This window comes from Domibacillus mangrovi, from assembly GCF_001906925.1.
Classification (GTDB): domain Bacteria; phylum Bacillota; class Bacilli; order Bacillales; family Domibacillaceae; genus Domibacillus; species Domibacillus mangrovi.
The window spans coordinates 67721-92162 of the sequence record NZ_MRWQ01000012.1 but is presented as its reverse complement, the minus strand read 5'-3'; the positions used below and the strand labels follow the sequence as shown (position 1 = coordinate 92162).

28 protein-coding genes are annotated in these 24442 nt (G+C 41.6%); 9 read left to right on the top strand and 19 right to left on the bottom strand.

What is annotated here, in order from left to right; translation table 11 throughout:
* The coding region (locus BLL40_RS13470; protein ID WP_073712391.1) for a hypothetical protein at nucleotides 1–553 on the top strand (553 nt) is incomplete at its 5' end.
* Between the two features lie 49 nt (nucleotides 554–602).
* Here the strand turns inward: BLL40_RS13470 and BLL40_RS13465 are convergent.
* From BLL40_RS13465 to BLL40_RS13450, 4 genes are read right to left on the bottom strand one after another with little or no spacing between them, the layout of a single operon-like run.
* Nucleotides 603–1508 carry an RluA family pseudouridine synthase gene (locus BLL40_RS13465; RefSeq protein ID WP_083566524.1) on the bottom strand — a complete coding sequence of 302 codons (906 nt, stop codon included), beginning with the start codon at nucleotides 1506–1508 and terminating at the stop codon, nucleotides 603–605.
* Nucleotides 1486–2280, bottom strand: a complete 795-nt coding sequence (locus BLL40_RS13460; RefSeq protein ID WP_073712390.1) for an NAD kinase — start codon at nucleotides 2278–2280, stop codon at nucleotides 1486–1488. Before BLL40_RS13460 ends, BLL40_RS13465 begins: the two co-directional genes overlap by 23 nt.
* 25 nt (nucleotides 2281–2305) lie before the next feature.
* Nucleotides 2306–2923, bottom strand: coding sequence for a GTP diphosphokinase (yjbM, locus tag BLL40_RS13455; RefSeq protein ID WP_073712389.1), 618 nt, complete (start codon nucleotides 2921–2923; stop codon nucleotides 2306–2308).
* Between the two features lie 11 nt (nucleotides 2924–2934).
* Entirely contained in the window at nucleotides 2935–3315 is a 381-nt protein-coding gene (locus tag BLL40_RS13450; protein ID WP_073712388.1) for a UPF0738 family protein, read from the bottom strand.
* 130 nt (nucleotides 3316–3445) lie between these two features.
* Here BLL40_RS13450 and BLL40_RS13445 point away from each other — a divergent pair, with 130 nt between their 5' ends.
* From BLL40_RS13445 to BLL40_RS13430, 4 genes are all read left to right on the top strand, one after another.
* Entirely contained in the window at nucleotides 3446–4018 is a 573-nt protein-coding gene (locus BLL40_RS13445; protein ID WP_073712387.1) for a CYTH domain-containing protein, read from the top strand.
* A 1-nt stretch (nucleotide 4019) separates the two neighbouring features.
* Nucleotides 4020–4631, top strand: a complete 612-nt coding sequence (locus BLL40_RS13440; protein WP_073712386.1) for a lytic transglycosylase domain-containing protein — start codon at nucleotides 4020–4022, stop codon at nucleotides 4629–4631.
* Between the two features lie 92 nt (nucleotides 4632–4723).
* Complete coding sequence (locus BLL40_RS13435) at nucleotides 4724–5122, top strand: globin domain-containing protein (RefSeq protein WP_073712385.1); 399 nt, start codon at nucleotides 4724–4726, stop codon at nucleotides 5120–5122.
* A 5-nt stretch (nucleotides 5123–5127) separates the two neighbouring features.
* Complete coding sequence (locus BLL40_RS13430) at nucleotides 5128–5946, top strand: ClpXP adapter SpxH family protein (RefSeq protein WP_073712397.1); 819 nt, start codon at nucleotides 5128–5130, stop codon at nucleotides 5944–5946.
* A gap of 198 nt (nucleotides 5947–6144) precedes the next feature.
* Here the strand turns inward: BLL40_RS13430 and BLL40_RS13425 are convergent, their stop codons facing one another.
* From BLL40_RS13425 to BLL40_RS13390, 8 genes are all read right to left on the bottom strand, one after another.
* Complete coding sequence (locus BLL40_RS13425) at nucleotides 6145–6525, bottom strand: SET domain-containing protein (RefSeq protein ID WP_073712384.1); 381 nt, start codon at nucleotides 6523–6525, stop codon at nucleotides 6145–6147.
* Between the two features lie 68 nt (nucleotides 6526–6593).
* Nucleotides 6594–7679 (bottom strand): CotH kinase family protein, encoded by a 1086-nt coding sequence (locus BLL40_RS13420; RefSeq protein ID WP_073712383.1) that lies wholly within the window; start codon nucleotides 7677–7679, stop codon nucleotides 6594–6596.
* Between the two features lie 275 nt (nucleotides 7680–7954).
* Complete coding sequence (locus BLL40_RS13415) at nucleotides 7955–8395, bottom strand: hypothetical protein (RefSeq protein WP_143180122.1); 441 nt, start codon at nucleotides 8393–8395, stop codon at nucleotides 7955–7957.
* A gap of 679 nt (nucleotides 8396–9074) precedes the next feature.
* On the bottom strand, nucleotides 9075–10889 hold the full coding sequence (gene pepF, locus BLL40_RS13410) for an oligoendopeptidase F (protein ID WP_073712381.1): 1815 nt from the start codon (nucleotides 10887–10889) through the stop codon (nucleotides 9075–9077).
* Nucleotides 10890–10956: 67 nt separating this feature from the next.
* Entirely contained in the window at nucleotides 10957–12084 is a 1128-nt protein-coding gene (locus BLL40_RS13405) for a competence protein CoiA (RefSeq protein WP_073712380.1), read from the bottom strand.
* Nucleotides 12085–12231: 147 nt separating this feature from the next.
* Nucleotides 12232–12873 carry an adaptor protein MecA gene (gene mecA / locus BLL40_RS13400; protein WP_073712379.1) on the bottom strand — a complete coding sequence of 214 codons (642 nt, stop codon included), beginning with the start codon at nucleotides 12871–12873 and terminating at the stop codon, nucleotides 12232–12234.
* Nucleotides 12874–13089: 216 nt separating this feature from the next.
* Nucleotides 13090–13485 carry a transcriptional regulator SpxA gene (gene spxA / locus BLL40_RS13395; RefSeq protein WP_073712378.1) on the bottom strand — a complete coding sequence of 132 codons (396 nt, stop codon included), beginning with the start codon at nucleotides 13483–13485 and terminating at the stop codon, nucleotides 13090–13092.
* A gap of 248 nt (nucleotides 13486–13733) precedes the next feature.
* On the bottom strand, nucleotides 13734–14315 hold the full coding sequence (locus BLL40_RS13390; RefSeq protein WP_073712377.1) for a GNAT family N-acetyltransferase: 582 nt from the start codon (nucleotides 14313–14315) through the stop codon (nucleotides 13734–13736).
* Nucleotides 14316–14471: 156 nt separating this feature from the next.
* On the opposite strand from BLL40_RS13390, the gene trpS reads away from it, so the two are divergent.
* Entirely contained in the window at nucleotides 14472–15464 is a 993-nt protein-coding gene (gene trpS / locus BLL40_RS13385; RefSeq protein WP_159434226.1) for a tryptophan--tRNA ligase, read from the top strand.
* A 35-nt stretch (nucleotides 15465–15499) separates the two neighbouring features.
* Here the strand turns inward: trpS and BLL40_RS13380 are convergent, their stop codons facing one another.
* From BLL40_RS13380 to BLL40_RS13360, 5 genes are all read right to left on the bottom strand, one after another.
* Nucleotides 15500–16240, bottom strand: coding sequence for a DUF3603 family protein (locus tag BLL40_RS13380; protein ID WP_073712376.1), 741 nt, complete (start codon nucleotides 16238–16240; stop codon nucleotides 15500–15502).
* 56 nt (nucleotides 16241–16296) lie between these two features.
* A complete protein-coding gene (locus tag BLL40_RS13375) occupies nucleotides 16297–16485 on the bottom strand; it encodes a YuzI family membrane protein (RefSeq protein WP_073712375.1) in 189 nt (62 codons plus the stop codon).
* 80 nt (nucleotides 16486–16565) lie between these two features.
* On the bottom strand, nucleotides 16566–17807 hold the full coding sequence (fabF, locus tag BLL40_RS13370; protein WP_073712395.1) for a beta-ketoacyl-ACP synthase II: 1242 nt from the start codon (nucleotides 17805–17807) through the stop codon (nucleotides 16566–16568).
* Nucleotides 17808–17836: 29 nt separating this feature from the next.
* A complete protein-coding gene (locus BLL40_RS13365; RefSeq protein ID WP_073712374.1) occupies nucleotides 17837–18769 on the bottom strand; it encodes a beta-ketoacyl-ACP synthase III in 933 nt (310 codons plus the stop codon).
* A gap of 135 nt (nucleotides 18770–18904) precedes the next feature.
* Nucleotides 18905–19087: a YjzD family protein gene (locus BLL40_RS13360; RefSeq protein ID WP_073712373.1), complete on the bottom strand. Its 183-nt coding sequence runs from the start codon at nucleotides 19085–19087 to the stop codon at nucleotides 18905–18907.
* A 298-nt stretch (nucleotides 19088–19385) separates the two neighbouring features.
* Here BLL40_RS13360 and BLL40_RS13355 point away from each other — a divergent pair, with 298 nt between their 5' ends.
* Nucleotides 19386–19571, top strand: a complete 186-nt coding sequence (locus BLL40_RS13355) for a ComZ family protein (RefSeq protein WP_073712372.1) — start codon at nucleotides 19386–19388, stop codon at nucleotides 19569–19571.
* A 95-nt stretch (nucleotides 19572–19666) separates the two neighbouring features.
* Here the strand turns inward: BLL40_RS13355 and clpB are convergent, their stop codons facing one another.
* On the bottom strand, nucleotides 19667–22252 hold the full coding sequence (clpB, locus tag BLL40_RS13350) for an ATP-dependent chaperone ClpB (protein WP_073712371.1): 2586 nt from the start codon (nucleotides 22250–22252) through the stop codon (nucleotides 19667–19669).
* A 162-nt stretch (nucleotides 22253–22414) separates the two neighbouring features.
* Here clpB and BLL40_RS13345 point away from each other — a divergent pair, with 162 nt between their 5' ends.
* Nucleotides 22415–23107, top strand: coding sequence for a Crp/Fnr family transcriptional regulator (locus BLL40_RS13345; RefSeq protein ID WP_073712370.1), 693 nt, complete (start codon nucleotides 22415–22417; stop codon nucleotides 23105–23107).
* A gap of 42 nt (nucleotides 23108–23149) precedes the next feature.
* Here BLL40_RS13345 and BLL40_RS13340 read toward each other — a convergent pair whose 3' ends face one another.
* On the bottom strand, nucleotides 23150–23458 hold the full coding sequence (locus BLL40_RS13340; RefSeq protein ID WP_073712369.1) for a metal-sulfur cluster assembly factor: 309 nt from the start codon (nucleotides 23456–23458) through the stop codon (nucleotides 23150–23152).
* Nucleotides 23459–23603: 145 nt separating this feature from the next.
* On the opposite strand from BLL40_RS13340, the gene BLL40_RS13335 reads away from it, so the two are divergent.
* Nucleotides 23604–24422: a Cof-type HAD-IIB family hydrolase gene (locus tag BLL40_RS13335; RefSeq protein ID WP_073712368.1), complete on the top strand. Its 819-nt coding sequence runs from the start codon at nucleotides 23604–23606 to the stop codon at nucleotides 24420–24422.
* Nucleotides 24423–24442 lie beyond the last annotated feature (20 nt).

Below are 24442 nucleotides of genomic sequence, written 5' to 3'. Positions count from 1 at the left end.
TCTGTTTGACGAACAGTCCGCTCTATACGCGCCCGGCAATCACTGCAATAAATTATACCGTTATCTTGTTGGAAATAAGGTTCAAAAAACACACGGTTTAGAAACAACAGTAGCTGAACTCGATTCGCTTTCAGCACGGGACTATAAAAAGATTCGCAACCGCTTTTTATCGATGTATGAACAGTCGCCGCTTTATCAAATGGTGGACAGTGGGGCGCTCATTATTGCCCATGCCGGCATACGCGCTGACTACATCGGGCGGCATGATTCACGAGTGAAAACATTTGTCCTCTATGGGGATATTACCGGCGAGAAACATGCGGACGGTTCACCTATTCGGCGCGACTGGGCAAAAAATTATACTGGTGATCCATTTATCGTGTATGGACATACGCCTGTTAAAGAGCCTCGTGCATTAAACGGAAGCATCAACATTGATACTGGTTGCGTCTTTGGCGGCAAACTGACAGCACTCCGCTGGCCTGAACGCGACACCGTATCGATCCCTTCCAAACAGCCTCTCGTTCCAGAAAAATTCCGAGAGTTTGATTGAACATAATAAACATAAACAAACCGTACTCCATAATGGATGTACGGTTTGTTTAGTTAAGCATTTCTTTCATATCATCCGGCATTGGCATGACAATGTTCATCTCTTCACCCGTCAACGGATGCATAAATGAAAGATGACCGCAATGCAATGCTTGCCGCTTTATCCGCTGCAGATGGCCGCCATACAAATCATCGCCAGCAAGCGGATGGCCGATATGGGCCATATGTACACGAATTTGATGCGTTCGGCCCGTTTCCGGTTTCACTTCAATGTGCGCGAAGTGAGCGTACTGCTTCAACACACGATAACCGGTCCGCGCTATTTGCCCGTCCGGCCGTACTATTCGCTCAATAATGCTGTCATCACGCCGGCCAATCGGCGCATCAACAACACCGTTTTCATCAGAAAATACACCTTCAGCGAAGGCTTCATACCGGCGAAAAACGAGTTTCTTTTTCTGCATTTCAGACAGTAAATGATGAATATAACGGTTTTTTGCGACCATCACAATGCCCGATGTATCCCGGTCGAGCCGTGTAATAATATGAGCCGTTGCTGCAATCCCCCGCTCTTCATACAATCCGAGCAATCCTGCAGCAAGCGATCCGCCCGGATGTTCACGCGACGGAATAGTATTCATTCCTGTCGGCTTCCCAATCGCGATCAGCACCTCATCTTCATACAGTACATGAAGTGCTATTCGTTCTGCCTGCATACTGTCTGACGGCACTTCCCTCGGAAAAATGACCCGTACAGCGTCACCCGTTTTCAATACGTGACGTACGTTTACTTCCGCTCCGTTTACTAAAATAAAACCACCGGCAAATTTTATGTCAGTAAGCGCCCGCTTTGAAATCGACTTTTTCTGCAAAAATGTTCGCAGTAGCATGCCATCTTCATCCGCCGTCCAGTTTAATTCAAAGGGTATCATGTTAGTTGCTGACAAACGAATCATGCACCCTTTTCCAAAACGGGAAAGGACGGAAACGCGCAAATCGAATTTTTTCACTGGCAACACGATATTGAATCGACTTGACGTCTTTGTGCAAAATTGTCAAATGGTCAATGGTCACCAAAAAGTCCAGCCGGTTGACCGGTTTTAACATACATGTGTGATGTGCCGGTAAAATAAGCGGTGAACCGACTGTCCGAAACACACGGTTATTGATCGAAGCCATTTCCGCAAGCTGTAATGCACGGATAGACGGATGCAAAATTGCTCCACCAAGCGCTTTATTATATGCCGTACTTCCAGATGGAGTCGACACACATAATCCATCGCCGCGAAACCGTTCAAAATGTTCGCCGCGTATTTCAACATCCATGACAAGCGTCCCATCCACACTTTTCACCGTTGATTCGTTTAATGCCAAATAACGCGTTTCTTTGCCATCATGCTGGTAGCGAATAATCGCTTCTAAAAGCGGATATTCGATAATTTGATAGGGCGTCCGTGCAATAGCAATGACAAGCTTCTCAATTTCATTCGGCGTCCAGTCTGCATAAAAGCCGAGGTGCCCGGTATGAACTCCCACAAACGCCGTTTTATCCAGCCGTCCGCTATACCTGTGAAACGCGTATAGAAGTGTTCCATCACCGCCGACTGATATGACAATATCCGGCTCATTTTCATCATAAGCCAGCTTAAAATCAGTTAAATAATTACGAATTTTATGCATTAATGCATTGGACTTCGCATCACCTTTTGACGTAATTGCAAACTTCATCTGCCTCACCTCTGCCGATTATTCTTCATTCCTTTTTCTTCGTAAAAAACTTTTGCGCTTCCTGTATTTCTTCACGGATGAGCGACATCTCTTCATCAAGCCGAAATGCTGCTTCTGCCGCGCGTTGCAAACGCATTTGAATTTCTGTAGGAAAGTCGCCATTATATTTATAGTTTAGCGAATGCTCTATCGTTGCCCAAAAATTCATCGCCAGCGTCCGAATTTGAATTTCTGCCAAAATTTTCCTTTCTCCTTGAATCGTCTGGACCGGATACTCTATAACCACATGATAAGACCTGTAGCCGCTCGGTTTTTTGTGGGATATATAATCTTTTTCTTCTACAATTCTGAAGTCATTTCGCTTACGGATAATATTAACAACCTTTTTAATATCGTCGACGAACTGGCACATCATACGCAACCCGGCAATATCCTGCATATCACAGTGAAGGCGGTCCATCCGAATTTTTTTCTTATTCATTTTATCAAGGATGCTCGGGACCGGCTTCACCCGGCCTGTGACAAATTCGATTGGTGAACGATCATCATTCATCGTAAATTGCTTTCTAATACCCCGCAGTTTCACCTTCAATTCTTCTACTGCCTGCTTATACGGAGATAGAAACTCATCCCAATTGTCCATTGCACCCTCCATCAGCGCTGTTCAGCGAAAAAGACTCGTTCTACTTTCTCCACCATTTCCTCACCGTAATTGCCATTCCCCTCAATATTAGCAACTAGCTCTTCCATTTCTTCTTGAAAAGAAGAAAGTGTGAATACTCCGTCCGTACCGACTGCTTCGAGTGGATGCTTGCCATCAATCGCTTTTTTTACATCTAGCCATGTGCTTTCATGCAAATATACATACACATATCCTGGCTCTGCTTCAGCCAAGTATACAAAGGCAACAGCATCTGAATCAGTAATTACCTGGTTTCTTGCCTTCAAGTGTGTGACTTCAACGTCTTCTTCCGATAATAGACGAAGCACCCCGTCCACCCATTCTGTCTTCGTAAAATGCCATTTTGTTCTCATGTCTAATTCTCCTTTATAACGTCCGTTCATTCAAAACATCGTAACCATTTTACCACATTTTGTCCTTTTAAACATTGCCTGAACAGGATACAATGAGAGAAAAGAATTTTTTCAAAAAAGAGGCAGATAAATGAATCAAGAAATTGAAATTGAATTTAAATGTTTGCTGTCAAAAGAACAATTTGAGCAATTAGTTGAATCCTTTCAACCCGGCCCTTTTGCCACGCAGCATAACCATTATTTCGACACGGCTGACTTTTCACTGAAAGAAGCCGGGGCTGCTCTGCGCATTCGCGAAAAAAAGGGATGCGCTGAAATGACATTAAAGGAACCGGCTGAAGTCGGACTGCTTGAATCCACCGTTGCTCTCTCAATTGATGACGTAACTGCTGCCCTATCTGGTGCCATTCCGGATAACGATGTGATGGCTACTGCCCGTAAACGTGCCCCTGTGAATGAATTTCTTCATTTCGGCACATTGTCCACATCGCGGGCAGAAGTAGAGTATAAAGGCGGGGCTCTTGTTTTTGATCATAGCACCTATGTGAACCAAGAAGATTACGAGATTGAATATGAGGCAAAAGACCTTTCAGGTGAGCAGACTTTTCTTGCACTTCTAAATTCATTCAATATCGAATATAAACCGGCTAAAAATAAAATTCGCCGTTTTTATGATGCACAATTTCAAAACGGAGGCCATTAACATGGATACAAGCTTCTTTAATACGATGATTCGTTCAACGATGATAAATGCCTTGTCAGAAACGAGGAATCCTTCTCCTATTCCGACATCAACAGCTCATTCTATGGGCTTTGGATCCATTTTACAGCAAGCGCTTCTGCATGGATTTGAAATTATGAATGCAAATGAAACAATTCCCTCTGCCGGCGGGCCCGCTCTTTATACGAAAGCTGGTGCAGATATTTTATCGGCCAAAGCAACACATTATGATGAGATTATTACAAGAGCTGCCGACACATATCATGTGCCGAAAAAACTCATTCAATCTGTGATCAAACAAGAATCCAATTTTAATCCGAACGCTGTCAGCTATGCAGGCGCGTCCGGACTTATGCAAATCATGCCAGCAACCGCACGTGATCTTGGTGTACAAAATTTGTTTGACCCAGAACAAAATGTGTTTGGTGGTACCAAATATTTGCGTCAAATGCTCGACATGTTTGATGGCAACACAACACTGGCACTTGCAGCCTATAATGCCGGGCCAGGCAACGTAAAAAAGTACGATGGCATTCCGCCATTCAACGAAACACAAAATTATGTAAAAAAAGTAACCAGCTACTACAATGCGTAGAGCTGGTTTTTTTGTATGAAGCACTTCATTTGTTTTATAACAGAAGCCTTGTTAAAATGAATATACACTATGAAATAAAAGGAGAACATTTTATGGCCAAGCAATCCAATGTTCCATACGACATCATTGGCGAAGAACAGCTTTCAAAGCTAGTTGACGCATTTTACAGCCGTGTTTCGCAACATCCGGATCTTGCGCCGATTTTTCCTGATGATATGACGGAGACGGCTCGGAAACAGAAACAATTTTTGACACAATTTTTGGGCGGTCCTCCCATTTATACAGACGAACATGGACACCCTATGCTTCGGGCACGCCATATGCCATTTCCGATCACACCGGTACGGGCAGAAGCCTGGCTAACTTGCATGAATGCAGCAATGGATGAGGTGCAGTTACACGGAGAATTGCGGACTTTCTTTTTTGAACGGCTTACACAAACGGCACGCCACATGGTGAACCGGCCGAATGATAAGGATGATGTTCTGTGAATTCAATGCAATTACCTGATCGGATTTGCTCTAACCGGCAAAAACCACTCGAACTATATGTATTTGTTGATCCACTTTGTCCAGAATGCTGGGCTCTTGACCCGATACTTCGGAAGCTGCAGCTAGAATACGGACATTATTTTACGCTAAAGCAAGTGCTAACCGGAAAACTGTCCTCTTTAAATGCACCAAGACAGCCCCTTGCTGTTGAACATAGCGGACTTGCTTGCAATGAATCACTCTGGTTAGATGATACTGTTTCCTCACCTTTCCTTGCATCGATTGCGATCAAAGCAGCAGAACTGCAAGGAAGACGGGCGGGAAGTAAGTTTTTGCGTAAACTGCAAGAACAGTTTTTTTTAGACAGAGAGAATGTATCTGATATAGTTGTATTGAGCCGCTGTGCAGAAGAAGCGGGACTCGATAAAGGAGAATTTTTAAATGATATTCATTCTGCTGGAGCGACGAAAGCCTTTCAATGTGATATGACCATCACATGTGAAATGGATGTAGACAAAGCGCCAACAGTGGTGTTTTTCAATGAACGAATAGAAGATGAAGGCATTAAAATTGCTGGACTTTATTCTTATGATATTTACGTTCAAATTTTGCAGGAAATATTAGAAGAAATACCCGAACCGCTCGATCCACCGCCACTTGAAGAATTTATGCAATATTTCAGGATTGCGGCAACGACCGAAATTAGTGGAGTGTACGACTGTTCAGAAGTTTATGCTTTACGTGAAATGAAAAAGCTGCTGTTACAACAAAAAGTACGCAAAATCGATACAAAGCATGGTACCTTTTGGGAATACACACAATAAGAAAAGACGTCGTTGGCGCCTTATATTTTCAACAACTCCGCTTTTCAACAGTTCAACTTGAAGCGAGGTTGTTTTTTATTTATTTCATTTGTTTCATTTTAATAAAGGCAGATCTTGTCTTCAAAAGAAGACGAGATCTGTCGGTTGATGTTACCATTTTTACACTCAGCGATGGCTATTAGCACGACATCACTTAGGTTAATCAATGACATCAAACCATAATGGAGATGTATCTTCATGGTCCCAGTTATAATTTATCGTGATTTCTTTATCCTCCTTAATGTCAGCTATTGCAAAAAATGCTATCGATAAAATATCTGGTTTGTATATAAACGTCGCATTGGGAGTATATGAATGATTAAATAGCGATCCATATCCCAGAGCAATCGCTTTATGCTCATAATTTTCACCCCAAGTGAAGTAGTATTCAGAAAGTATTGTCTTCTTCAAATACTTCCATTCGGTTTGAGGGGATACTATAACAGGTGATACTTCAATACATTTACCTGCTTTAATATCACGTGTAGCATATACCCCTCTACCGTACTTTCCACTATCTTTTATACATAATGATTCCAAAGTGGTTTTCCCCTTCCTGGATGCTTGAACTTCCCCCAAGTTGGACGATTGAGATGGCGATTATTCTTCTAGTCAAGTTTATTTAGGCGCTTTTTTAAATAGCTGTTGCGTTTGCGAATAAAATTAAAGATAAACTCGGGTTCTTCATCGAATGTATCAATCGCTTTCTTTTTATAAGGATCTAGAATGATGTGTGGTCGTAGAGACTGATGGAGTGAAATTACCTTATGTTCTAAGTATTCGACTGTAAACTTAGTTTCCAAAGTTTCTTCTAATATGTTCCGATAAAGTTTGCGGAATTCTGGTACTTGCAGGAGAAGATTGCAAAGATGGTTTGCCTTCTTTCCTTTAATAGAAACGTAATTGTGCTCCATGATTCCACCGTCGACTTTTCGTCCCCATGTTGCATCATAGTCCCAAGGAATTATTTCGAACAAACCAGTCTCATTATTTCGGTACAGTGCATAGTTATGAGTAAACCCATCATTATTCATTGTACAAACAGCTCCAACGAGCCAGCGTAAAAAAGCCTCAATATTAAGGTAGCGAGGGATTTTATTAGGTAAATCAAATAGGGAAGTTGTGTTGATTTTGTATATTAATTCATGAAGGAGATCATCGTCTGATTTACTTCCTAACACTCGTCTATAACCCGAAAGAAGTGACTTTTTTCTCTTCCCATCTCTTGCTAGGGAAAAATTAGCATTATTGTTGACAGCATAATAAATGGCCCCCGAAGGAAGACCTCTCTTTTTCAAGAACAAATCATCAACGGACTCCAATTGCAAATAGACTCCTTTAAAAGAGCCATTTCGTATTAAATTTATATGTTGACTATTTGGCGATAGAATACCAAGATCCTGGAAAAAATCAAAAGAAAGTTTATTGCGGATAAGAGAGGGATCCCTGTATTCCGCATTGAGATGAATGATACGGGCCCCAGAGCATCTATTTGGATTGACAAATTCAATCCAGAAAGATCTTTTGCGAAATTTCCGCGTATAGGATCCCCGGTAGGCAATGTTAATATTATAGGTGACGTTTCCCACCTTTAAATAGGCGGAAACAGGGTTATCACTTGATACATCTCTTCTTAGATCATCTAGATTACTTTCTTTGATTATCAAAAAATAAGATGGAATTAGATAAGGCATACACTCTCTATCCTTTCTTTGATAATACCGATGCGCTCACGTATTATCTTTTTTCACTGTTATTATCACTATTGTACGCAGCTACTGAATAATAAAGGACATAAACTTAATTCATGATCTACAAATAAAAACCTAGAGATCATATCCTAGGTTTTGAATTTTATACAATATTTGATTATTTAATCTTAAGAAGTTTTTCTATTTAAATGATCTCAAATCAACTTTGGTACTATACTCACTTTTTTGAATGATCCTTTAATTTAGTCTATAGAGTACTATTTAAGAATTAAATGCTTCCGCCTGATCAATGGATGATTGATCAAGCAGAAGCATTTGTTTGCTCTATCTTCTCTATTATCGTTTCCTTTTAGAACCTTTGCTTTTATGTTTACCAGTGCTTGTTTTACCAGTTGTAGTACAGTTTCATCAGTTGTAGTACAACCAGTGCTTGTTTTACCTGTACTCGTTGTTTTTCTTTTAGGTCTTTTCCCTTTAGGACCCTTCCCTTTAGGACCTTTTCCTTTAGGTCCTTTCCCTTTATGTTTACCAGTGCTTGTTTTACCAGTTGTAGTACAACCAGTGCTTGTTTTACCAGTTGCAGTACAACCAGTACTTGTTTTATCAGTTGTAGTACAACCAGTGCTTGTTTCATCAGTTGTAGTACAACCAGTGCTTGTGGTCTGGTACCTTTTTTTCTTATTTCTATCTTTCCCCACAAATATCCCTCCCTTTTAATTGAATACAAATACAGTGTATGCAAGCGGTCACAAATATGAACCAATGGAGCACCTATTTAGCATTTTCAAAAAAAAAGAATATTCAATCATAAAAGAGGTTATAAAAATAATTTATAAAAGCCTACAGAATAAATATGATGGCTAGGGAGGGTCTATAAACGTAAAAGTTAACCTCACTTGGCTAGACTACGCTATTTGTTAATAAGCAAATCGTTCGTAAAGATACACTCGTATTGATTATCAAAAGTCAGACTAACCTTTCCTATGAATGTTACATTAATTATTTAGATATAACGCCATTTTGGTATGTCATTTCGGTAGTAGCGCTCCTACAAGAAACATTCGTTGAAAACTAGCGAGAGACAATTTGACTTGCGAAAAGAAGTGGTGATTAAACTGTTTGATTCTGCGGTTTATGTTCATCATCTAACTGATATGAGTTTTTATCTCAATTAGAAAAAGCCCCGCCAAAGCGGAGCTTTTCCTTACGAACAAAGGGGATGGAAGAAATTTTTCACAGTCAAACAAAGGGGTATATGTTTATAAGTGATCAATTTCACACCCTTATCCTATCATACTTGGCATACATATTGCAAGACGTGTCTGATCCATTCACTTGATTGTCATAACAATGGATTTGACAGTATTAAATCCCATATTAAGACAACAATTTTTCCATTTCTTCAAGTGACTGTTCAAACACTTTGCACGCAGATTCAATAGCATCAGCTGCCGTCATATCTACACCCGCACTCTTTAATACGTCAATTGGATCAGCTGAGCTGCCTGCCTTCAAAAATTCATTAATGTATCGTTCTGCAGCGGGCTCGCCGTCTTCTAAAATTTGTGAAGACAACGCAATCGCCGCACTTAAACCAGTCGCATATTGATATACATAATAATTATAATAGAAATGTGGAATTCGTGCCCATTCAAGGGCAATTTCTTCATCAATGACCATATCGTCGCCAAAATATTTTTTATTTAATTCATAATACGCCTCGCTTAATCCGTCCGCTGTCAATGCTTCTCCATTTTGCGCTTTTTCATGAACAAGATGTTCAAATTCAGCAAACATCGTCTGGCGGAATACCGTACCGCGGAACGTTTCCAAAAAGTGATTCAACAAGTACATACGCTTTTTCGCATCTTCTGTCGTTTTCAGCAAATAGTCATTCAATAGCGATTCGTTGCACGTGGATGCCACTTCCGCAACAAAAATTGAATAATCACCATAAATATATGGCTGATTCCCACGCGTATAGTAACTGTGAATGCTGTGACCGAATTCATGAGCGAGTGTAAATAAGTTATTTACATTATCTTGCCAGTTCATTAAAATGTATGGATTCGTGCCATACGCACCGGATGAATACGCCCCGCTGCGTTTCCCTTTATTTTCAACAACGTCCACCCAGCGGCCTTCAAGCCCTTGTGCGAGAATGCCATTATACTCTTCCCCAAGCGGTTTCAATCCTTTCAATAAAAGGGCCTTTGCTTCATCATAATTCACGTCAAACTTGCCTTCTGCGACGAGCGGCGTGTACAAATCGTACATATGCAGCTCATCGAGGCCAAGTACTTTTTTACGCAGCGCGATATACCGGTGCAAAAGCGGTAAGTTTTTATTGATGGTGCTGACGAGATTGTCATACACCTCTTCCGGAATATGATTACGTGATAACGCAGATTCACGCGCACTTCCATAATGTCTGACATGAGCGGAAAAATTATCTTTTTTAATTTGCCCTGATAACGTAGAAGCAAACGTGTTTTTGAATTTTCCATATGTTGCGTATACCGCTTTAAATGCTTCTTCGCGCACACGGCGGTCTGATGACTCTAAAAAGCGAACATAATTGCCATGCGTTATTTGCACGTTTTCCCCATTTTCATCTTGAATGACCGGAAACTCAAGATCTGCGTTATTCAGCATCCCAAACGTTGCACTTGATGATCCAAGTACGTCTGACGCCTGTGCCAGCAAGTTCTCTTCCACCGCCGACAATACGTGTGGACGCTGCTTATTCAAATCATCAAGCACTTTTTTGTAAAGTAAAAGCGGCTCGTAGGAAGCAACAAAGCCATTAATTTTTTCCTCATTAATAGACAAAATTTCTGGATCAGCAAACGACAATGCGCCGGCAATTTGTGTATACAGCATCTTCGCCCGGTCATTCATTCCTTGATAATGGCCATTTTGTGTATCTTCATCGTAACGCATATGTGCATACGTATACAGCCTGCCCATGCGCTCTAAAAGTGTATCCTGCCACGTAAAAAACGAATATAGCTGCTCTGCACTGTTACCGAGTGTGCCATTATAAGAGGCCGCAGCACCAGCAAGCTTCCCGATCGCTTTAAATTCTTCTTCCCACGCTGTATCTGTTTCAAAAATATCTTCCAGACGCCACTTTAATTCTTCCACAATCTCACTGCGTGCCGGAAGCTGTTTTACTTGATTGTCTGCCACGTTAAAAAACCTCCTTCTATTTATAAACCATTCTCCTTCTTTATTGTATATTCCTTTATCTTATTCCTCAAAAAATCAGCCTGTCTATAATTCGTTTTTCATGTAAGAGACAAAATTCTTCTTCTCTCCGTATTTTTCCACCCCTCGATTGACTGTCTATCCCTCTTTTTATCTTGATTTCTTTAAGAAGCGCTACGTAATCTTCTGCTGCTTGTTCCGGTGTCATCATCGGAGCGAGCGGCATGATCGTTTCTTTTAAATGACCCTTCTGAATCCGTCTGCGGACAATGTTTGCCGCTTCTTTCGCCGATCCGTTTTTACGATCATATGCAATATAAAACTGCCACTCGGCCGCATGATTACGAATGGCCATGCCGCTTCGTACCGGCAGACCGATTTCTTCCGACAATAAGTGTGGATTTCGACCTGATTCATAAACAGTTCGAAAAAACGGATGATTTCGTGCATTGCTGTAATTAAGCGATTGGTCAATCCATTTTCGTTTTTCATCAAAAAAGGGTGCTAGTGGATACGTAAATTCAGTTAAAAATACAGCAGACGGCGGAAAGGGCATATCCTCTACTTTTACATCAAGGCGCACTGCCAGACAGAGCGATATAGTTACCGGTATGATCCGTCCATAAATGGTGAAAAACTTCAAATCTGGGCAATACGAAATGAAATAAAAGCCAAGCTGTGCATGATAGCGTAAAAAAAGCCGTTGAAACGGTGTTAATTTCACATATCGCCCTTTTCGTTCAATCGAAGGACCACCATATATCCAAAACGGATTTAAACCGCCCACCCTATATTTCTTCGTCCGTTCCCGGAATAACGAAGCTGAGATGGTTGAACATTGGTATTCAACGGCAATCGTTCCTGATAATATATCAGGCCGCTGCGATCCATTGGGCAGACGTGCTTCCATTACAGCATCGTGCGTTCTTGTTATCCAGTTAAATAAATCGATTTTGGCTGCAAGGTGACGTGGTGATTCATGTTCAGAAAAAGAGTCACAGGAAGAGTATGTTTCGTGAGCAAAGTGCGGAATGTTGACATCTCCCGCTTTAATGACGACCGGGCAGCCGCACTGCGGGCAAAAATGAGGGGTTTTTTTCAAACTTAATGCTGTCTGTTTCGCATCAGTTCCGGCAAGCACAACGGAAGATCCATTTATATCGACTGCCGCTAGCATATAACCACTTCCTTTCACACTGTATGATTCGACATATGATTAGGAATTCCTTTTAGTTAAACGTCATACATGATCAAAATCTCCACTTAAAATCCTTCTTTCTACGCAGGTCGACAAAAAAGCCTTCTGAATCAGAAGGCTCTCCCATTATGAAAAGTATTGGCGTACTGTTTCAAATACATTTTCATTTATTACACATTTTCCGTATTCTTGCAGCGTATGAATGGTCATTCGTGATTCGTGCGTATATTCAAGCAAAATGCTAAGCGCATCGTCAATAGCTTTTTCTCCAAATAGCTCTTCTTCAAATTCAACAAATAAATAATAGCGGTTTTCATGTGCGTAAAGAGATGTGATCAAATGATCGAGACCGCCACGATTGCTAATCGTAATGACATCTTCAAAATCTTGGAACGAAAGAACAAAATCAAGTGGTTGTTCATCTTCTTCCGCCCGATCAAAATGCTCTTCAAGCAAGTCTTCAATCTGTCCTTCTACATCAAGCTTATCACTTGTGAATGGAAGCTCAAGCTTTTGGCCGTCTTTCGTTAAGTTTGCTTGTGTTACTAAAATTTCAAGCCCTTTATCAAGTGCATGCACTTGAATCCAGAGGGGACCATCCACTGTGAAATCTTCTTCATCATGGACTTCCTCCATCATATCCCAGAACAGTTCTTCGCTCCGCTCCCTGTTGTACCAGATTTCTTCGCGATCAAATCCCCGTTCTTCTATATCAACATACGATATGAAAAACTTCACCGTATTCTCATTAATGCGTTCGATTTCCATAATTGCGGTCTCTCCCTTCCATTTAGAGGGTTGTCGGGAGTACGGAAAATAAACTCCTCATCCCTTTGTTCTATTGTATGATAAACAGGTCATAAATGAAAATAGAAAGACTCCAAAATCGGAGGGCTGTCCGCTTATTCTATCTGAATTTTTTGATTTATTCAAGTGAATTATACAAAAAAAATCCCTGCATGATTGGCAGGAATTCTCTCTTCATTAGTTAACCATACGCCGTGCTTCCAGCAACTGGAACGTACGAACTTTCCTTGGTAAAAAGCGGCGGATTTCATCTTCATTGTAACCGACTTGCAAGCGCTTTGCATCCATAATAATTGGACGGCGAAGCAATCCCGGATTTTGGCGAATCAATTCAAACAAATCTTGAAGTGGAAGCGTTTCAAGATCTACATCCAATTTTTGAAAAGTCTTTGAACGTGTTGAAATGATTTCATCTGTTCCATCCTCCGTCATACGCAAAATCTCTTTAATTTCGTTAATGCTTAACGGTTCAGAGAAGATATTGCGTTCCACGTAAGGTATTTCGTGTTCTTCCAGCCATGCTTTCGCTTTACGGCAAGATGTGCAGCTTGGTGATGTGTATAGTGTAACCATTCCTCATTCACACTCCTTAATTAAAATGTATAATACCTGTCAATTTACACCTGTAAATTTGAGGAATTGAACGTTCATGGAGATTTCAAATAGTTAGTGAAACTCCTCAACAACCGGCTACATTAGTATTATACCATGAAATGACATTCATTGAATATGATTTTCATTATATCGTAAAAATTATGTGTTTTGTTCTACACAATAGATTATACCCGAGAAATATGTCCACTAAACGTCAAAATCATTTTTTAAACAAGTATAAATGGTTTTAAAATATTTTCATTTCGTTCTTCTTCAAAAGAGAGTGTCCGCTCAACCGATTCAAATGGCGCACCGTATATTTCTGTATCTTTATATTTATGAATGTCGCGATAGGTTGTCACCATTGCATCATAAATGACTTCTTCATCTGCCTCATTTGGGCTCCAATATAAAATTTCCATAACTGTGTCTTGCCCCGTTGTCAACGACCGCCGGCAATAGCCAATTTTTGATGCGTGCTGAAATTCCTCTCTCGCATAAAAGCGTAGCCTTTTTTCCGTATCAGTGTCTTCATAGTGTACGGGTTCAACTTCGAGAATAACCGGTTTGTTTTTCGACTTTAATTTATTGATCAGCTGTTTACCCAGCCCTTGTCCCCGCGCCTCCCGCGACACAAACAAATAGTCGACGAAAACAAACCCGTTAAACTCCACGTAAATAAGCACATGGTGAGGGCCTTCATCTTTATGGTACACATCACCGCGCTCTTTTAAAAGTAAATCCATCTGCTCTTTTGATTTCATTTCTTCAATTGGAAAATATTGATTCAATTTTTTATACCAGTTCATGCATTTCTCCTTTGTTAAATAATTTTTTGGGAACATGTTCTTTATTAGTATAAGCATAGTTCTAATTTGATTACAACCGCGCACTCCTTGAATATTCAGTCTGCTTTGTTTATAATCAAACTCATAATAATGATAAAGCGAAGTGAGAATTGACTTATGATGAAAACGATTTTTTCCGGCATTCAGCCGAGTGGAATGATCACACTAGGAAATTATATTGGCGCATTAAAACAGTTTGTAGAACTGCAAGATGATTATAATTGTTATTTTTGCATCGTCGATGAGCATGCCATTACCGTACAGCAAGATCGTCTTGAATTACGAAAAAATATTCGCAGTCTGGCAGCGCTTTATGTCGCCGTTGGACTTGATCCAGCAAAAGCAACATTGTTCATTCAATCCGAAGTGCCCGCACATGCGCAAGCAGGATGGATGCTACAGTGTGTTGCCTATATTGGTGAGCTTGAGCGTATGACACAGTTTAAAGACAAATCAGCAGGCAAAGAAGCGGTCTCAGCGGGTCTCCTTACTTATCCGCCATTGATGGCTGCCGATATTTTGCTCTATAATACGGATATTGTGCCGGTTGGCGAAGATCAAAAGCAGCATTTAGAATTAACACGTGATTTAGCGGAACGCTTTAACAAAAAATACAATGATATTTTTACGATTCCTGAAGTGCGCATTCCGAAGGAAGGCGCGCGCATTATGTCTTTGCAGGAACCGACGAAAAAAATGAGCAAGTCTGACCCGAATCAAAAAGCATTCATCACACTTCTCGATGACCCGAAACAAATTGAAAAAAAAGTAAAAAGTGCGGTCACAGATTCTGATGGCATCGTAAAATATGATAAAGAAAACAAACCAGGCGTTTCCAACTTGTTGTCCATTTGTGCTGCCTTTGAAGGTGTACCTGTTGCGGAAGTCGAAAAGCGATTTGATGGAAAAGGGTACGGCCATTTCAAACAAGAAGTGGCCGACATCATTATTCGTAATCTTGCTCCCATTCAATCCCGCTATCATGAGCTTATTAACTCAGATGAACTGGATCGTATTCTTGATGAAGGTGCAGAAAAAGCGCGCCGTACAGCAGGCAAAACGCTTAAGAAAATGGAAAATGCAATGGGCCTCGGCCGTAAACGTAAATAAAAGAATCCCGCCAAACTGATTGGCGGGGTTTCTTTCTATGTGGCTACACTCATCTCATGCTCATACATTTTCTCGAAAAATGGACGCCCTTTAATAATTTGACCGCATATTTGTTCATGTCGTGAGCTCCATCCAATTTTTACTGACTCACTAAATGTGCTCGCTGCCATATCCCAATCCATTTCTCGAATCTCTTCATATCGCTCCGGCATCCATTCCGTCAGCCAATACTTTAACTCGGGTACATTTTTTGATTCAATAAGCTGATCAACAGCGAGTAATAATAACTGCTTTAACTGCCGTTCTTTCCGCGTCAGACCGGTCATCCATTCGGGTGCTGGCTCAATTAAGCTGTATGTTTTCTCATTCATTTCTGGAAAATAAAATGGTTCTGCTGCATGACAGTCCGCCATTTCACGGACAATTAGTTCATGCTGTGGCATAAGGCGACTTTTTTTCACAGGTACACGGTACCCCATCGTCTCAATCGCCATCATTCGTTCTCCGTCTGAAGCAATAAAACAGTATTCCAACATTTCCACCTTACTGCCTTTTCGAATAAACGCTTTGCTTTCAATTTTTTTCAATAAATCATCAGGTAGTTCTCCTAGCGAATTTTCCATATAATCCATGGCTGATTTTCTCACAATCAATACAGGGACCTGATCCAACATCACCATGCCGTCATCTTTACGCCACTCATGAAACAGACATACATTGCATCCATTTTCTTCTCCCTCAAACCAGTTGACCCATACATCATGAAGGTATAGCATCAAATTCCTCCTTGAACTCCTTATTATGGGTTCATTATCGTCACGTTTCCGTTAATTTATTCCTTCAAACCCAAAATAATGAGTATCCAGCCAAGGAAAAATAAATAACATTCTGGCCTACTGATTGTAAAAGATAAATAATCTGTCCATGTTATACCTGCTGCAAGAAAATTGAAATACATAATAAAACTAACACCGCCAGCAACAGCAAAGCCGTATCCTGTTAAAAAGATCATGAATCGCATCTGCTCACATCCCCGCTGCTTGTCCTGTATGTATATGCGGCACCAAGACAAAAAAAAACAGGCCGCGGCCTGTTTTAAGATTAATCATTATATTTGGTTAACACGATCGTTGCATTGTGACCGCCAAATCCGAGTGAATTGCTCAGCGCGGAACGAACTTCTTGCTTTCGTGCTTCATTCGGCACATAATCCAGATCACATTCCGGATCGGGATTGACTAAATTAATCGTTGGCGGTACAAGATCATTTTTAATAGTCAACGCCGTGAAAATCGCTTCCACTCCACCTGCTGCACCGAGCATATGTCCCGTCATTGATTTCGTAGAGCTAATCGAAAGTTTTCGTGCATGGTCGCTGAAAACCGTTTTAATGGCATCTGTTTCGTACTTATCATTGTACGGTGTACTTGTACCATGTGCATTGATATAATCAATATCTTCTGGTGCAAATCCTGCATCATTAATGGCCATTTGCATTGCACGTGCTCCGCCTTCACCTTCTGGCGTAGGTGCTGTAATATGATAAGCATCACCTGTCGAACCATATCCAACAATTTCCGCATATATAGTCGCACCACGTTTTTTCGCGTGCTCCAATTCTTCAAGAACGACAATACCTGCTCCTTCGCCAATGACAAACCCATCACGATTTGAATCGAAAGGACGGCTTGCTGTTGCTGGATCGGGATTACTTGAAAGCGCCGTATTTGAACAGAAACCAGCTACGGACATTTGGGTAATCGGAGCTTCTGCACCACCTGAAATCATCGCATCTGCATCGCCGCGTTGAATCACTTTAAACGCATCTCCAATGGAGTTTGTGCCCGATGCACATGCGGTTACGGTACATGAGTTTACTCCTTTTGCACCTAAATAAATGGATACTTGTCCTGATGCCATATCAGGAATGATCATCGGCACAAAAAACGGACTGACCCGGCGATAGCCGCGCTCTAAAAATATTCTATATTGGTTTTCAAATGTTTCCATACCGCCAATACCCGAACCGATCCAGACACCGATGCGTGGCGCATTTTCATCATTAATATCAAGGTTCGCATCAGCAACCGCCATTTTCGCCGCTGCAACAGCATATTGAGTGAAACGATCCATTTTACGTGCTTCTTTTTTTTCCATAAATTGTTCAGGATCAAAGTCTCTAATTTCTGCCGCCACTTTGGCAGGATAATCGTCTGCGTTCAATCTGGTTAACTGCTTAATACCACTTTTTCCTGTTGTGACGCTTTCCCAGGCCTCTTCTATTGTACTTCCAACCGGTGAAACAATGCCGAGACCGGTAATGACTACTCTTCGCTTTTCCACGTTTTCCACCTCTTCATTGTATTCTGCTATTAGCGTCCCCACTTCATCGCGATAGCGCCCCATGTTAACCCTCCGCCAAAACCGACCATCACAATAACATCATCATCTTTAATCTTTCCCTTTTCCAATTCTTCTACAAATGTAATCGGAATCGACGCAGATGATGTATTACCAAATTGATTGATCGTCACCGACATTTTTTCAGGCGGCAAACCGAGACGTTCACGGGATGATTCCATAATGCGAATATTTGCCTGATGGGGCATTAAAAAGTCAACATCATCTTTTGTTAAACCCGCTTTTTCGATCACGTTAATCGCTGATTCACCCATTTGACGAACAGCAAATTTAAATACTTCACGGCCATTCATTTTTACGTATTCATCCTGATATAAATGCTTCGCTCCCCGTCCATCTGCACCGAGTTCAAATGAAAGGATACCCCTCCCATCTGCAACTGGCCCTAGAATAGCCGCTCCAGCACCATCTCCAAATAAAACGGCTGTATTACGGTCTTCCCAGTCAACGGATTTTGACAATTTTTCCGCACCAATGACGAGAATATGTTTATACGTGCCTGTTTCCACAAACTGTTTCCCTGTAATGATGGCGTACATAAACCCCGCACATGCTGCACTTATATCCATCGCTGCCGCATTTACTGCACCGATTTCGTGTTGAATCAAACATGATACAGAAGGAAAACGTTGATCCGGTGTCACCGTTGCTGTAATGATAAGATCAATTTCTTCCGGATGGATCCCTGCATGCTCAATCGCTTTTTCCGCTGCTTTAATCGCCATGTACGACGTGTCGACATCATCTCCAGCAATACGGCGTTCTTCAATACCTGTACGCGTGCGAATCCATTCATCTGACGTATCCATTCTTTTTTCCAGATCGGCATTCGTCACCACATTTTCCGGAATGTATCTGCCCATTCCCCATATTCCAGCGTTCATCAAAACGCACCTTCTTTCACATACATTAGTAATATCAATTATTAAGACTTGGTCCTAATTTTACTGAAAACAATTCACGATTGCAACTAAAAAAACGAAAGCGGACTCCTATGACTAGGAACCCGCTTTCATCTATCAATGTTTCTCAATAGGATCGTTTGGAATAAGCGCTGTCAAAATGAACAACAAAATCGTAGCGATAACGGCAATCAAAATACCTGTTTCAACATGAAACGGAGCGCCGTTCATCGATGACACAACGTATACAACCATTTCAGACAAGACAAGTGTCCAAACAAATGTCATAATATATTGCACGGGTAAACCTCCTTCACCTTACATTTATGTACTCTGTTCATAATCTTAGCATATTACGGGATCAGCGGCATGAAAAAGTTTTTCTTTTTCTTGACGATTTTTGCAGTAAAATAAAGGGAAACTGCATTCAGTGGGGGTTTTCTTCATCCCCCACTGGATGTTAGTTGAACCAATCGGGCTTTTACGGGCAGTAATCCCCCGCTTAGAAGTCTTGATAGCGGGGGATTACTGCCCGTTAATGCGGGATAAAAATAAAAGAATCTAGGCCATAACCTGGATAAAAAAGGGAGATAATACGATGGATAACAAACAGATGGAATTTATGCAAATTGCGATGAACTACTTACCGGATGCACAGGAAAAAATGAAAGAAGCCGGTATCGAATTCTCACCTGCGATGGCAGAGCCCTTTTTTGGCTTATTTATGAACGTCATGCAAGAAGCGTACGAACTCGGCAAAAAAGATGCACAAACGGAAAAATAAGAAAAAGCGGTGCTGTCCATAATGCAGCACCGCTTTTTATCTCATTACATATTGTTTCTAACCACTTACATCGTTTTATGACCATTCTCTGACCATCACTTTCTAACAATGAGTTCCCCTTCTTTTACATCAATGACTGCCGTTGCACCTGGCAAAATTTCACCTGCAATAATTGCACGTGCTACTTTTGTTTCAATTTGCCGTTGAATAAACCGTTTCAATGGACGGGCACCGAAGACTGGATCATACCCTTTTTCGACAATGATATCTTTTGCCTCATCCGTTACAGAAAGGGTAATTCCCCGATCTTCAAGACGTTCATCCAATCCAGCCAAAAGTTTACTTGCAATGCCTTTTAAATTGGCTTGTGTGAGTGGTTTAAATAGCACGACATCATCGACCCGATTCAAAAACTCCGGACGGAAATGAGCATGTAGCTGATTCATCACATTAGTTTTTGCTTCTTCCGGAATTTCTCCTTCGCCTTCTATTTCAAGCAAATGAGATGATCCAATATTAGACGTCATAATGAACACTGTATTTTTGCAGTCCACCATGCGCCCTTGCGAATCGGTAATCCGGCCATCATCAAGTATTTGCAGCAATATATTAAACACATCCGGATGCGCTTTCTCCACTTCATCCAGTAGCACAACAGAATATGGACGGCGGCGGATCGCTTCAGTCAGCTGACCTCCTTCTTCATATCCAACATACCCTGGAGGTGCTCCAACAAGCCTCGATACAGAGTGTTTCTCCATATACTCCGACATGTCAAGACGAATCATCTGCTCATCACTGTCAAACAGTACATCGGCAAGTGTCTTTGCCAGCTCCGTTTTCCCGACCCCGGTTGGCCCAAGGAATAAAAAAGAGCCGATTGGACGATTTGGATCTTTAATGCCTGCCCGCGCCCGCAATACTGCATCACTGACTAGCGACACTGCTTCATCCTGTCCGATCACCCGTTCATGTAAAATGTCCTCAAGACGCAGTAACTTTTCCCGTTCACCTTCTACCAGTTTCGTTACCGGAATACCCGTCCAGCGTGCAACAATCGATGCAATTTCTTCCTCGGTTACTTCTTCACGAAGGAGCCGGTTCTCTCTTTCATCCGCAGTGCCCGCTTCCAATTCTACTAATTCTTTCTCTACGGCCGGAATTTGTCCGTGGCGCAGTTCAGCTGCTCGATTTAAATCATAACGGCTTTCCGCATCTTCTAGTTCACGGCGCAGACGGTCTAGTTCTCCCCGCTTCTCTTTCACATCCATAATTGCTTCTTTTTCGCCCATCCATTGGGCTTTCATCGTGTCTGCTTGTTCTTTTAAATTGGATAATTCCTTTTGAATGTGAACGAGACGCGTAGCACTTTCTACATCTTTTTCTTTTCGTAAGGCTGCTTCTTCAATTTCAAGCTGCATAACACGTCTCATTACGGCATCGAGTTCCGTCGGCATCGAATCAATTTCCGTCCGGATCATCGCACATGCTTCATCCATCAAGTCAATTGCTTTGTCTGGTAAAAAACGATCTGTAATGTAGCGGTTGGACAAGGTGGTAGCCGCAACGAGCGCCCGGTCGTGAATATTCACGCCATGATGAATTTCAAATCTTTCTTTTAAGCCACGCAAGATCGAAATGGTATCTTCAATCGTCGGTTCTGATACGAGTACGGGCTGAAAACGCCGCTCCAGCGCGGGATCTTTTTCAATGTATTGGCGGTGTTCATCAAGTGTCGTTGCACCGATACAATGAAGCTCTCCTCGTGCGAGCATCGGCTTGAGCATATTGCCGGCATCCATCGATCCTTCTGTTTTCCCCGCACCGACAATGGTATGAATTTCATCAATAAACAATAAAATATTGCCGTCGCTTTTCTTTACTTCATTCAACACCGCTTGTAACCGTTCTTCAAACTCCCCGCGAAATTTTGCACCAGCAATAAGTGAACTCATATCAAGCGAAAAAATCGTTTTATCCTTCAACCCATCTGGTACATCTTTGCGAACAATTCGCCAGGCTAATCCTTCTACAATAGCGGTCTTTCCTGTCCCCGGCTCTCCAATTAATACTGGATTGTTTTTCGTTTTCCGCGATAAAATACGAATCACATGCCGGATTTCATCATCACGGCCAATGACTGGATCGATTTTCCCTGCGCGCACTTCTTCAACTAAATCACGCCCATATTTTGCTAGTGCTTCGTAGCCTGCTTCTGGATTTTGTGTCGTCACTTTTTCATTCCCCCTGATCTCTTGAATGGCTCTTAAGATAGCCTTTTCCGTCACATTTTCTTTTTTCAATACGTCTACAATCACTTTGCCTGCTGAAAAAATTGATGCAGCCATATGTTCAACAGATAAATACGCATCATCAAATTCTTTTTGAATATTCGTTGCTTTTTGAAACCATGCGTTCAATGCACTTGATAAATAAGCACCGTACTGCGCGTCTCCAGAAACGATCGGCTTTATTTGAATCGCTTGCTGCAGGGCGCGGAGCAACACAGCTTTTTTCATTCCTGCACGTTCGAGAATCCGGCTGAACAATCCGACTTCTTTTGAAGCGAGTGCCATCATCATGTGTACGGTGTCCACGTCAGAATGATTTCGTTCAACGGCGCTTTGCTGAGCTGAAGTAAGTGCTTCTTGCATCGTATATGTCATGTTGTCCATCTTCACCTAAAAACCCCCTTGACCTTTCTTGACCTTTCATTCATTTTAATTTATCCCCTTCTTTTTGGCAAAGAAAATGGTTTGAAAAACTTATTTTATACTTATAAATAACTAGTTGTTATGCACACTTAACACCTTTACAATAGGAGATAAGGAGGTTGGACTCGAGTGGTATTTGATCCGTCGCTTTTACGTACACTGGAAGCCTTATTTGCAGAAGAGCAACATGTGCGATCGTTTAAAAAAGGCACTTACTTGTTTCAAGAAGGAGATTCAGCATCTAACATTTTCTGGATGCAGTCTGGCAAAATACAGATTAGCAAATTTATACCGGATGGCCGTGAGTTGACCATTCGGATTTCAAAAGCTCACGATATGCTGATTGAAATGGCACTGTTTGAAGAAGATGCGAATTATACAATGAATGCGAAAGCCATCGAATCTGGTGAAGCACTTGTCATCTCCCGCCACAAATTAGAATCAGCGTTGTCATCAAAAACGGAATTAATGGTGCATTGGCTTCGCTATACACATAACAACCATTTACGGACGCAGTCAAAGCTTCGTGATCTCGTCTTAAACGGAAAAAAAGGCGGTGTTTATTCAACACTAATCCGGATGGGTAACACATTTGGGGAAAAAACGGCAGAGGGTCTACAAATAAATGTGTCGCTGACGAACCAAGAAATGGCGAACTTATGCGGCACGTCCCGTGAAGTCGTCAACCGGCTGCTTTCGGAACTGAGAAAAGAAGGCATTATTAAAATGAAGCGTAACCGCATCACATTATGCGACATTGATTATTTAAAACAGGAAATTAACTGTGAAAACTGTCCGATTGATCTGTGCCAAATTGATTAAAAAAGATGGAGGATCCCCAGATATCTGAGTCCTCCATCTTTTTTATTGAATGCCTAATGCAATTTTTGCATAGCGTGACATCATGTCGCGTGACCATGTCGGCGTCCATACGATGTTCGCTTCGACTTCTTTCACCTCTGGAATATCGGCAAGCGCTGCTTTCACTTGATCGACGATAACCCCAGCAAGTGGACAACCCATTGACGTCAATGTCATCGTAATTGTTGTTTTTCCTTCCTCGTCCATATCAACGTCATAGACGAGCCCAAGGTTGACGATGTCAATACCGAGTTCCGGATCGACAACCTGCTCAAGCGCACCCATAATATTTTCTTTTAAATCTTGATCCATGTTGAAAAACACTCCTTCCTTTTCTCATCTCTTCTTATCATAACAGACAAATATATAAATAAACAAAAAGCCTGCCTCTTTACAAATAAGGACCCTACCCTCTACACTTAAAAGGAGAAACAGGAAAAGGAGAGAGAGATGCAGAATGGAAAAACATTTAATTGTACTTGATCTCGATGGAACGCTATTGACGGATGAAAAAACGATCTCTTCCCGAACAAAGCAAACGATTCATGCCGCAATGGAGCAAGGCCACGAAGTAATGATTGCAACAGGCCGCCCTTTTCGCTCTAGTATGCCATATTACAGCGAGCTTGGATTAAAAACACCGATCGTCAACTTTAATGGGGCATTCGTTCATCACCCTGGCAATGCGGGATGGGGAATGTTCCATGAACCGATGGAGTTAAAAACAGCAATCGATATCGTTGAAGCATGTCAATCGTTCACTTTTCATAATATCATCGCTGAAGTACTCGATGATGTCTATCTCCACTATCACGATGAAAAACTCATCAATGTATTCGAAATGGGAAGTGCCGGCATTACAAGCGGTGATTTGCGCAACATGCTGACGGATCATCCAACGAGTATGCTCATTCACGCGACAGAAGAACAGGTGCCAGAAATACGACGGCATTTAAGCGATGTTCATGCCGAAGTGATCGATCACCGGCGTTGGACAGCCCCATGGCATGTTGTTGAAATCGTTAAAAGCGGCATGAGCAAAGCAGTTGGCTTAAAGCGCATTTCCGACTGGATGGGCATTCCGCCCGAACGCATTATTGCTTTCGGTGATGAAGACAATGACTTAGAAATGATCGAGTTTGCCGGCACCGGTGTCGCAATGGGCAACGGGATTAAGGAATTAAAATCGATCGCGAATGAAACGACCGCTTCAAATCAAGAAGACGGCATTGCCCTTTTTCTAGAAGAACGGTTATCGCTAAACCTACACGTTTAAACTGAATAAACAAGGATGGT

What these genes read in the sequence shown, in the direction of transcription:
- yjbM (WP_073712389.1), bottom strand. Translation starts at nt 2,923, where the DNA reads ATGGACAATTGGGATGAGTTTCTATCTCCGTATAAGCAGGCAGTAGAA.
- BLL40_RS13445 (WP_073712387.1), top strand. Translation starts at nt 3,446, where the DNA reads ATGAATCAAGAAATTGAAATTGAATTTAAATGTTTGCTGTCAAAAGAA.
- BLL40_RS13450 (WP_073712388.1), bottom strand. Translation starts at nt 3,315, where the DNA reads ATGAGAACAAAATGGCATTTTACGAAGACAGAATGGGTGGACGGGGTG.
- BLL40_RS13465 (WP_083566524.1), bottom strand. Translation starts at nt 1,508, where the DNA reads ATGATTCGTTTGTCAGCAACTAACATGATACCCTTTGAATTAAACTGG.
- BLL40_RS13375 (WP_073712375.1), bottom strand. Translation starts at nt 16,485, where the DNA reads ATGCGATTCATGATCTTTTTAACAGGATACGGCTTTGCTGTTGCTGGC.
- trpS (WP_159434226.1), top strand. Translation starts at nt 14,472, where the DNA reads ATGATGAAAACGATTTTTTCCGGCATTCAGCCGAGTGGAATGATCACA.
- BLL40_RS13380 (WP_073712376.1), bottom strand. Translation starts at nt 16,240, where the DNA reads ATGCTATACCTTCATGATGTATGGGTCAACTGGTTTGAGGGAGAAGAA.
- BLL40_RS13335 (WP_073712368.1), top strand. Translation starts at nt 23,604, where the DNA reads ATGGAAAAACATTTAATTGTACTTGATCTCGATGGAACGCTATTGACG.
- BLL40_RS13355 (WP_073712372.1), top strand. Translation starts at nt 19,386, where the DNA reads ATGGATAACAAACAGATGGAATTTATGCAAATTGCGATGAACTACTTA.
- BLL40_RS13365 (WP_073712374.1), bottom strand. Translation starts at nt 18,769, where the DNA reads ATGAACGCTGGAATATGGGGAATGGGCAGATACATTCCGGAAAATGTG.
- BLL40_RS13460 (WP_073712390.1), bottom strand. Translation starts at nt 2,280, where the DNA reads ATGAAGTTTGCAATTACGTCAAAAGGTGATGCGAAGTCCAATGCATTA.
- mecA (WP_073712379.1), bottom strand. Translation starts at nt 12,873, where the DNA reads ATGGAAATCGAACGCATTAATGAGAATACGGTGAAGTTTTTCATATCG.
- BLL40_RS13420 (WP_073712383.1), bottom strand. Translation starts at nt 7,679, where the DNA reads ATGCCTTATCTAATTCCATCTTATTTTTTGATAATCAAAGAAAGTAAT.
- BLL40_RS13435 (WP_073712385.1), top strand. Translation starts at nt 4,724, where the DNA reads ATGGCCAAGCAATCCAATGTTCCATACGACATCATTGGCGAAGAACAG.
- BLL40_RS13430 (WP_073712397.1), top strand. Translation starts at nt 5,128, where the DNA reads ATGCAATTACCTGATCGGATTTGCTCTAACCGGCAAAAACCACTCGAA.
- BLL40_RS13440 (WP_073712386.1), top strand. Translation starts at nt 4,020, where the DNA reads ATGGATACAAGCTTCTTTAATACGATGATTCGTTCAACGATGATAAAT.
- BLL40_RS13390 (WP_073712377.1), bottom strand. Translation starts at nt 14,315, where the DNA reads ATGAACTGGTATAAAAAATTGAATCAATATTTTCCAATTGAAGAAATG.
- BLL40_RS13405 (WP_073712380.1), bottom strand. Translation starts at nt 12,084, where the DNA reads ATGCTAGCGGCAGTCGATATAAATGGATCTTCCGTTGTGCTTGCCGGA.
- BLL40_RS13340 (WP_073712369.1), bottom strand. Translation starts at nt 23,458, where the DNA reads ATGGATCAAGATTTAAAAGAAAATATTATGGGTGCGCTTGAGCAGGTT.
- spxA (WP_073712378.1), bottom strand. Translation starts at nt 13,485, where the DNA reads ATGGTTACACTATACACATCACCAAGCTGCACATCTTGCCGTAAAGCG.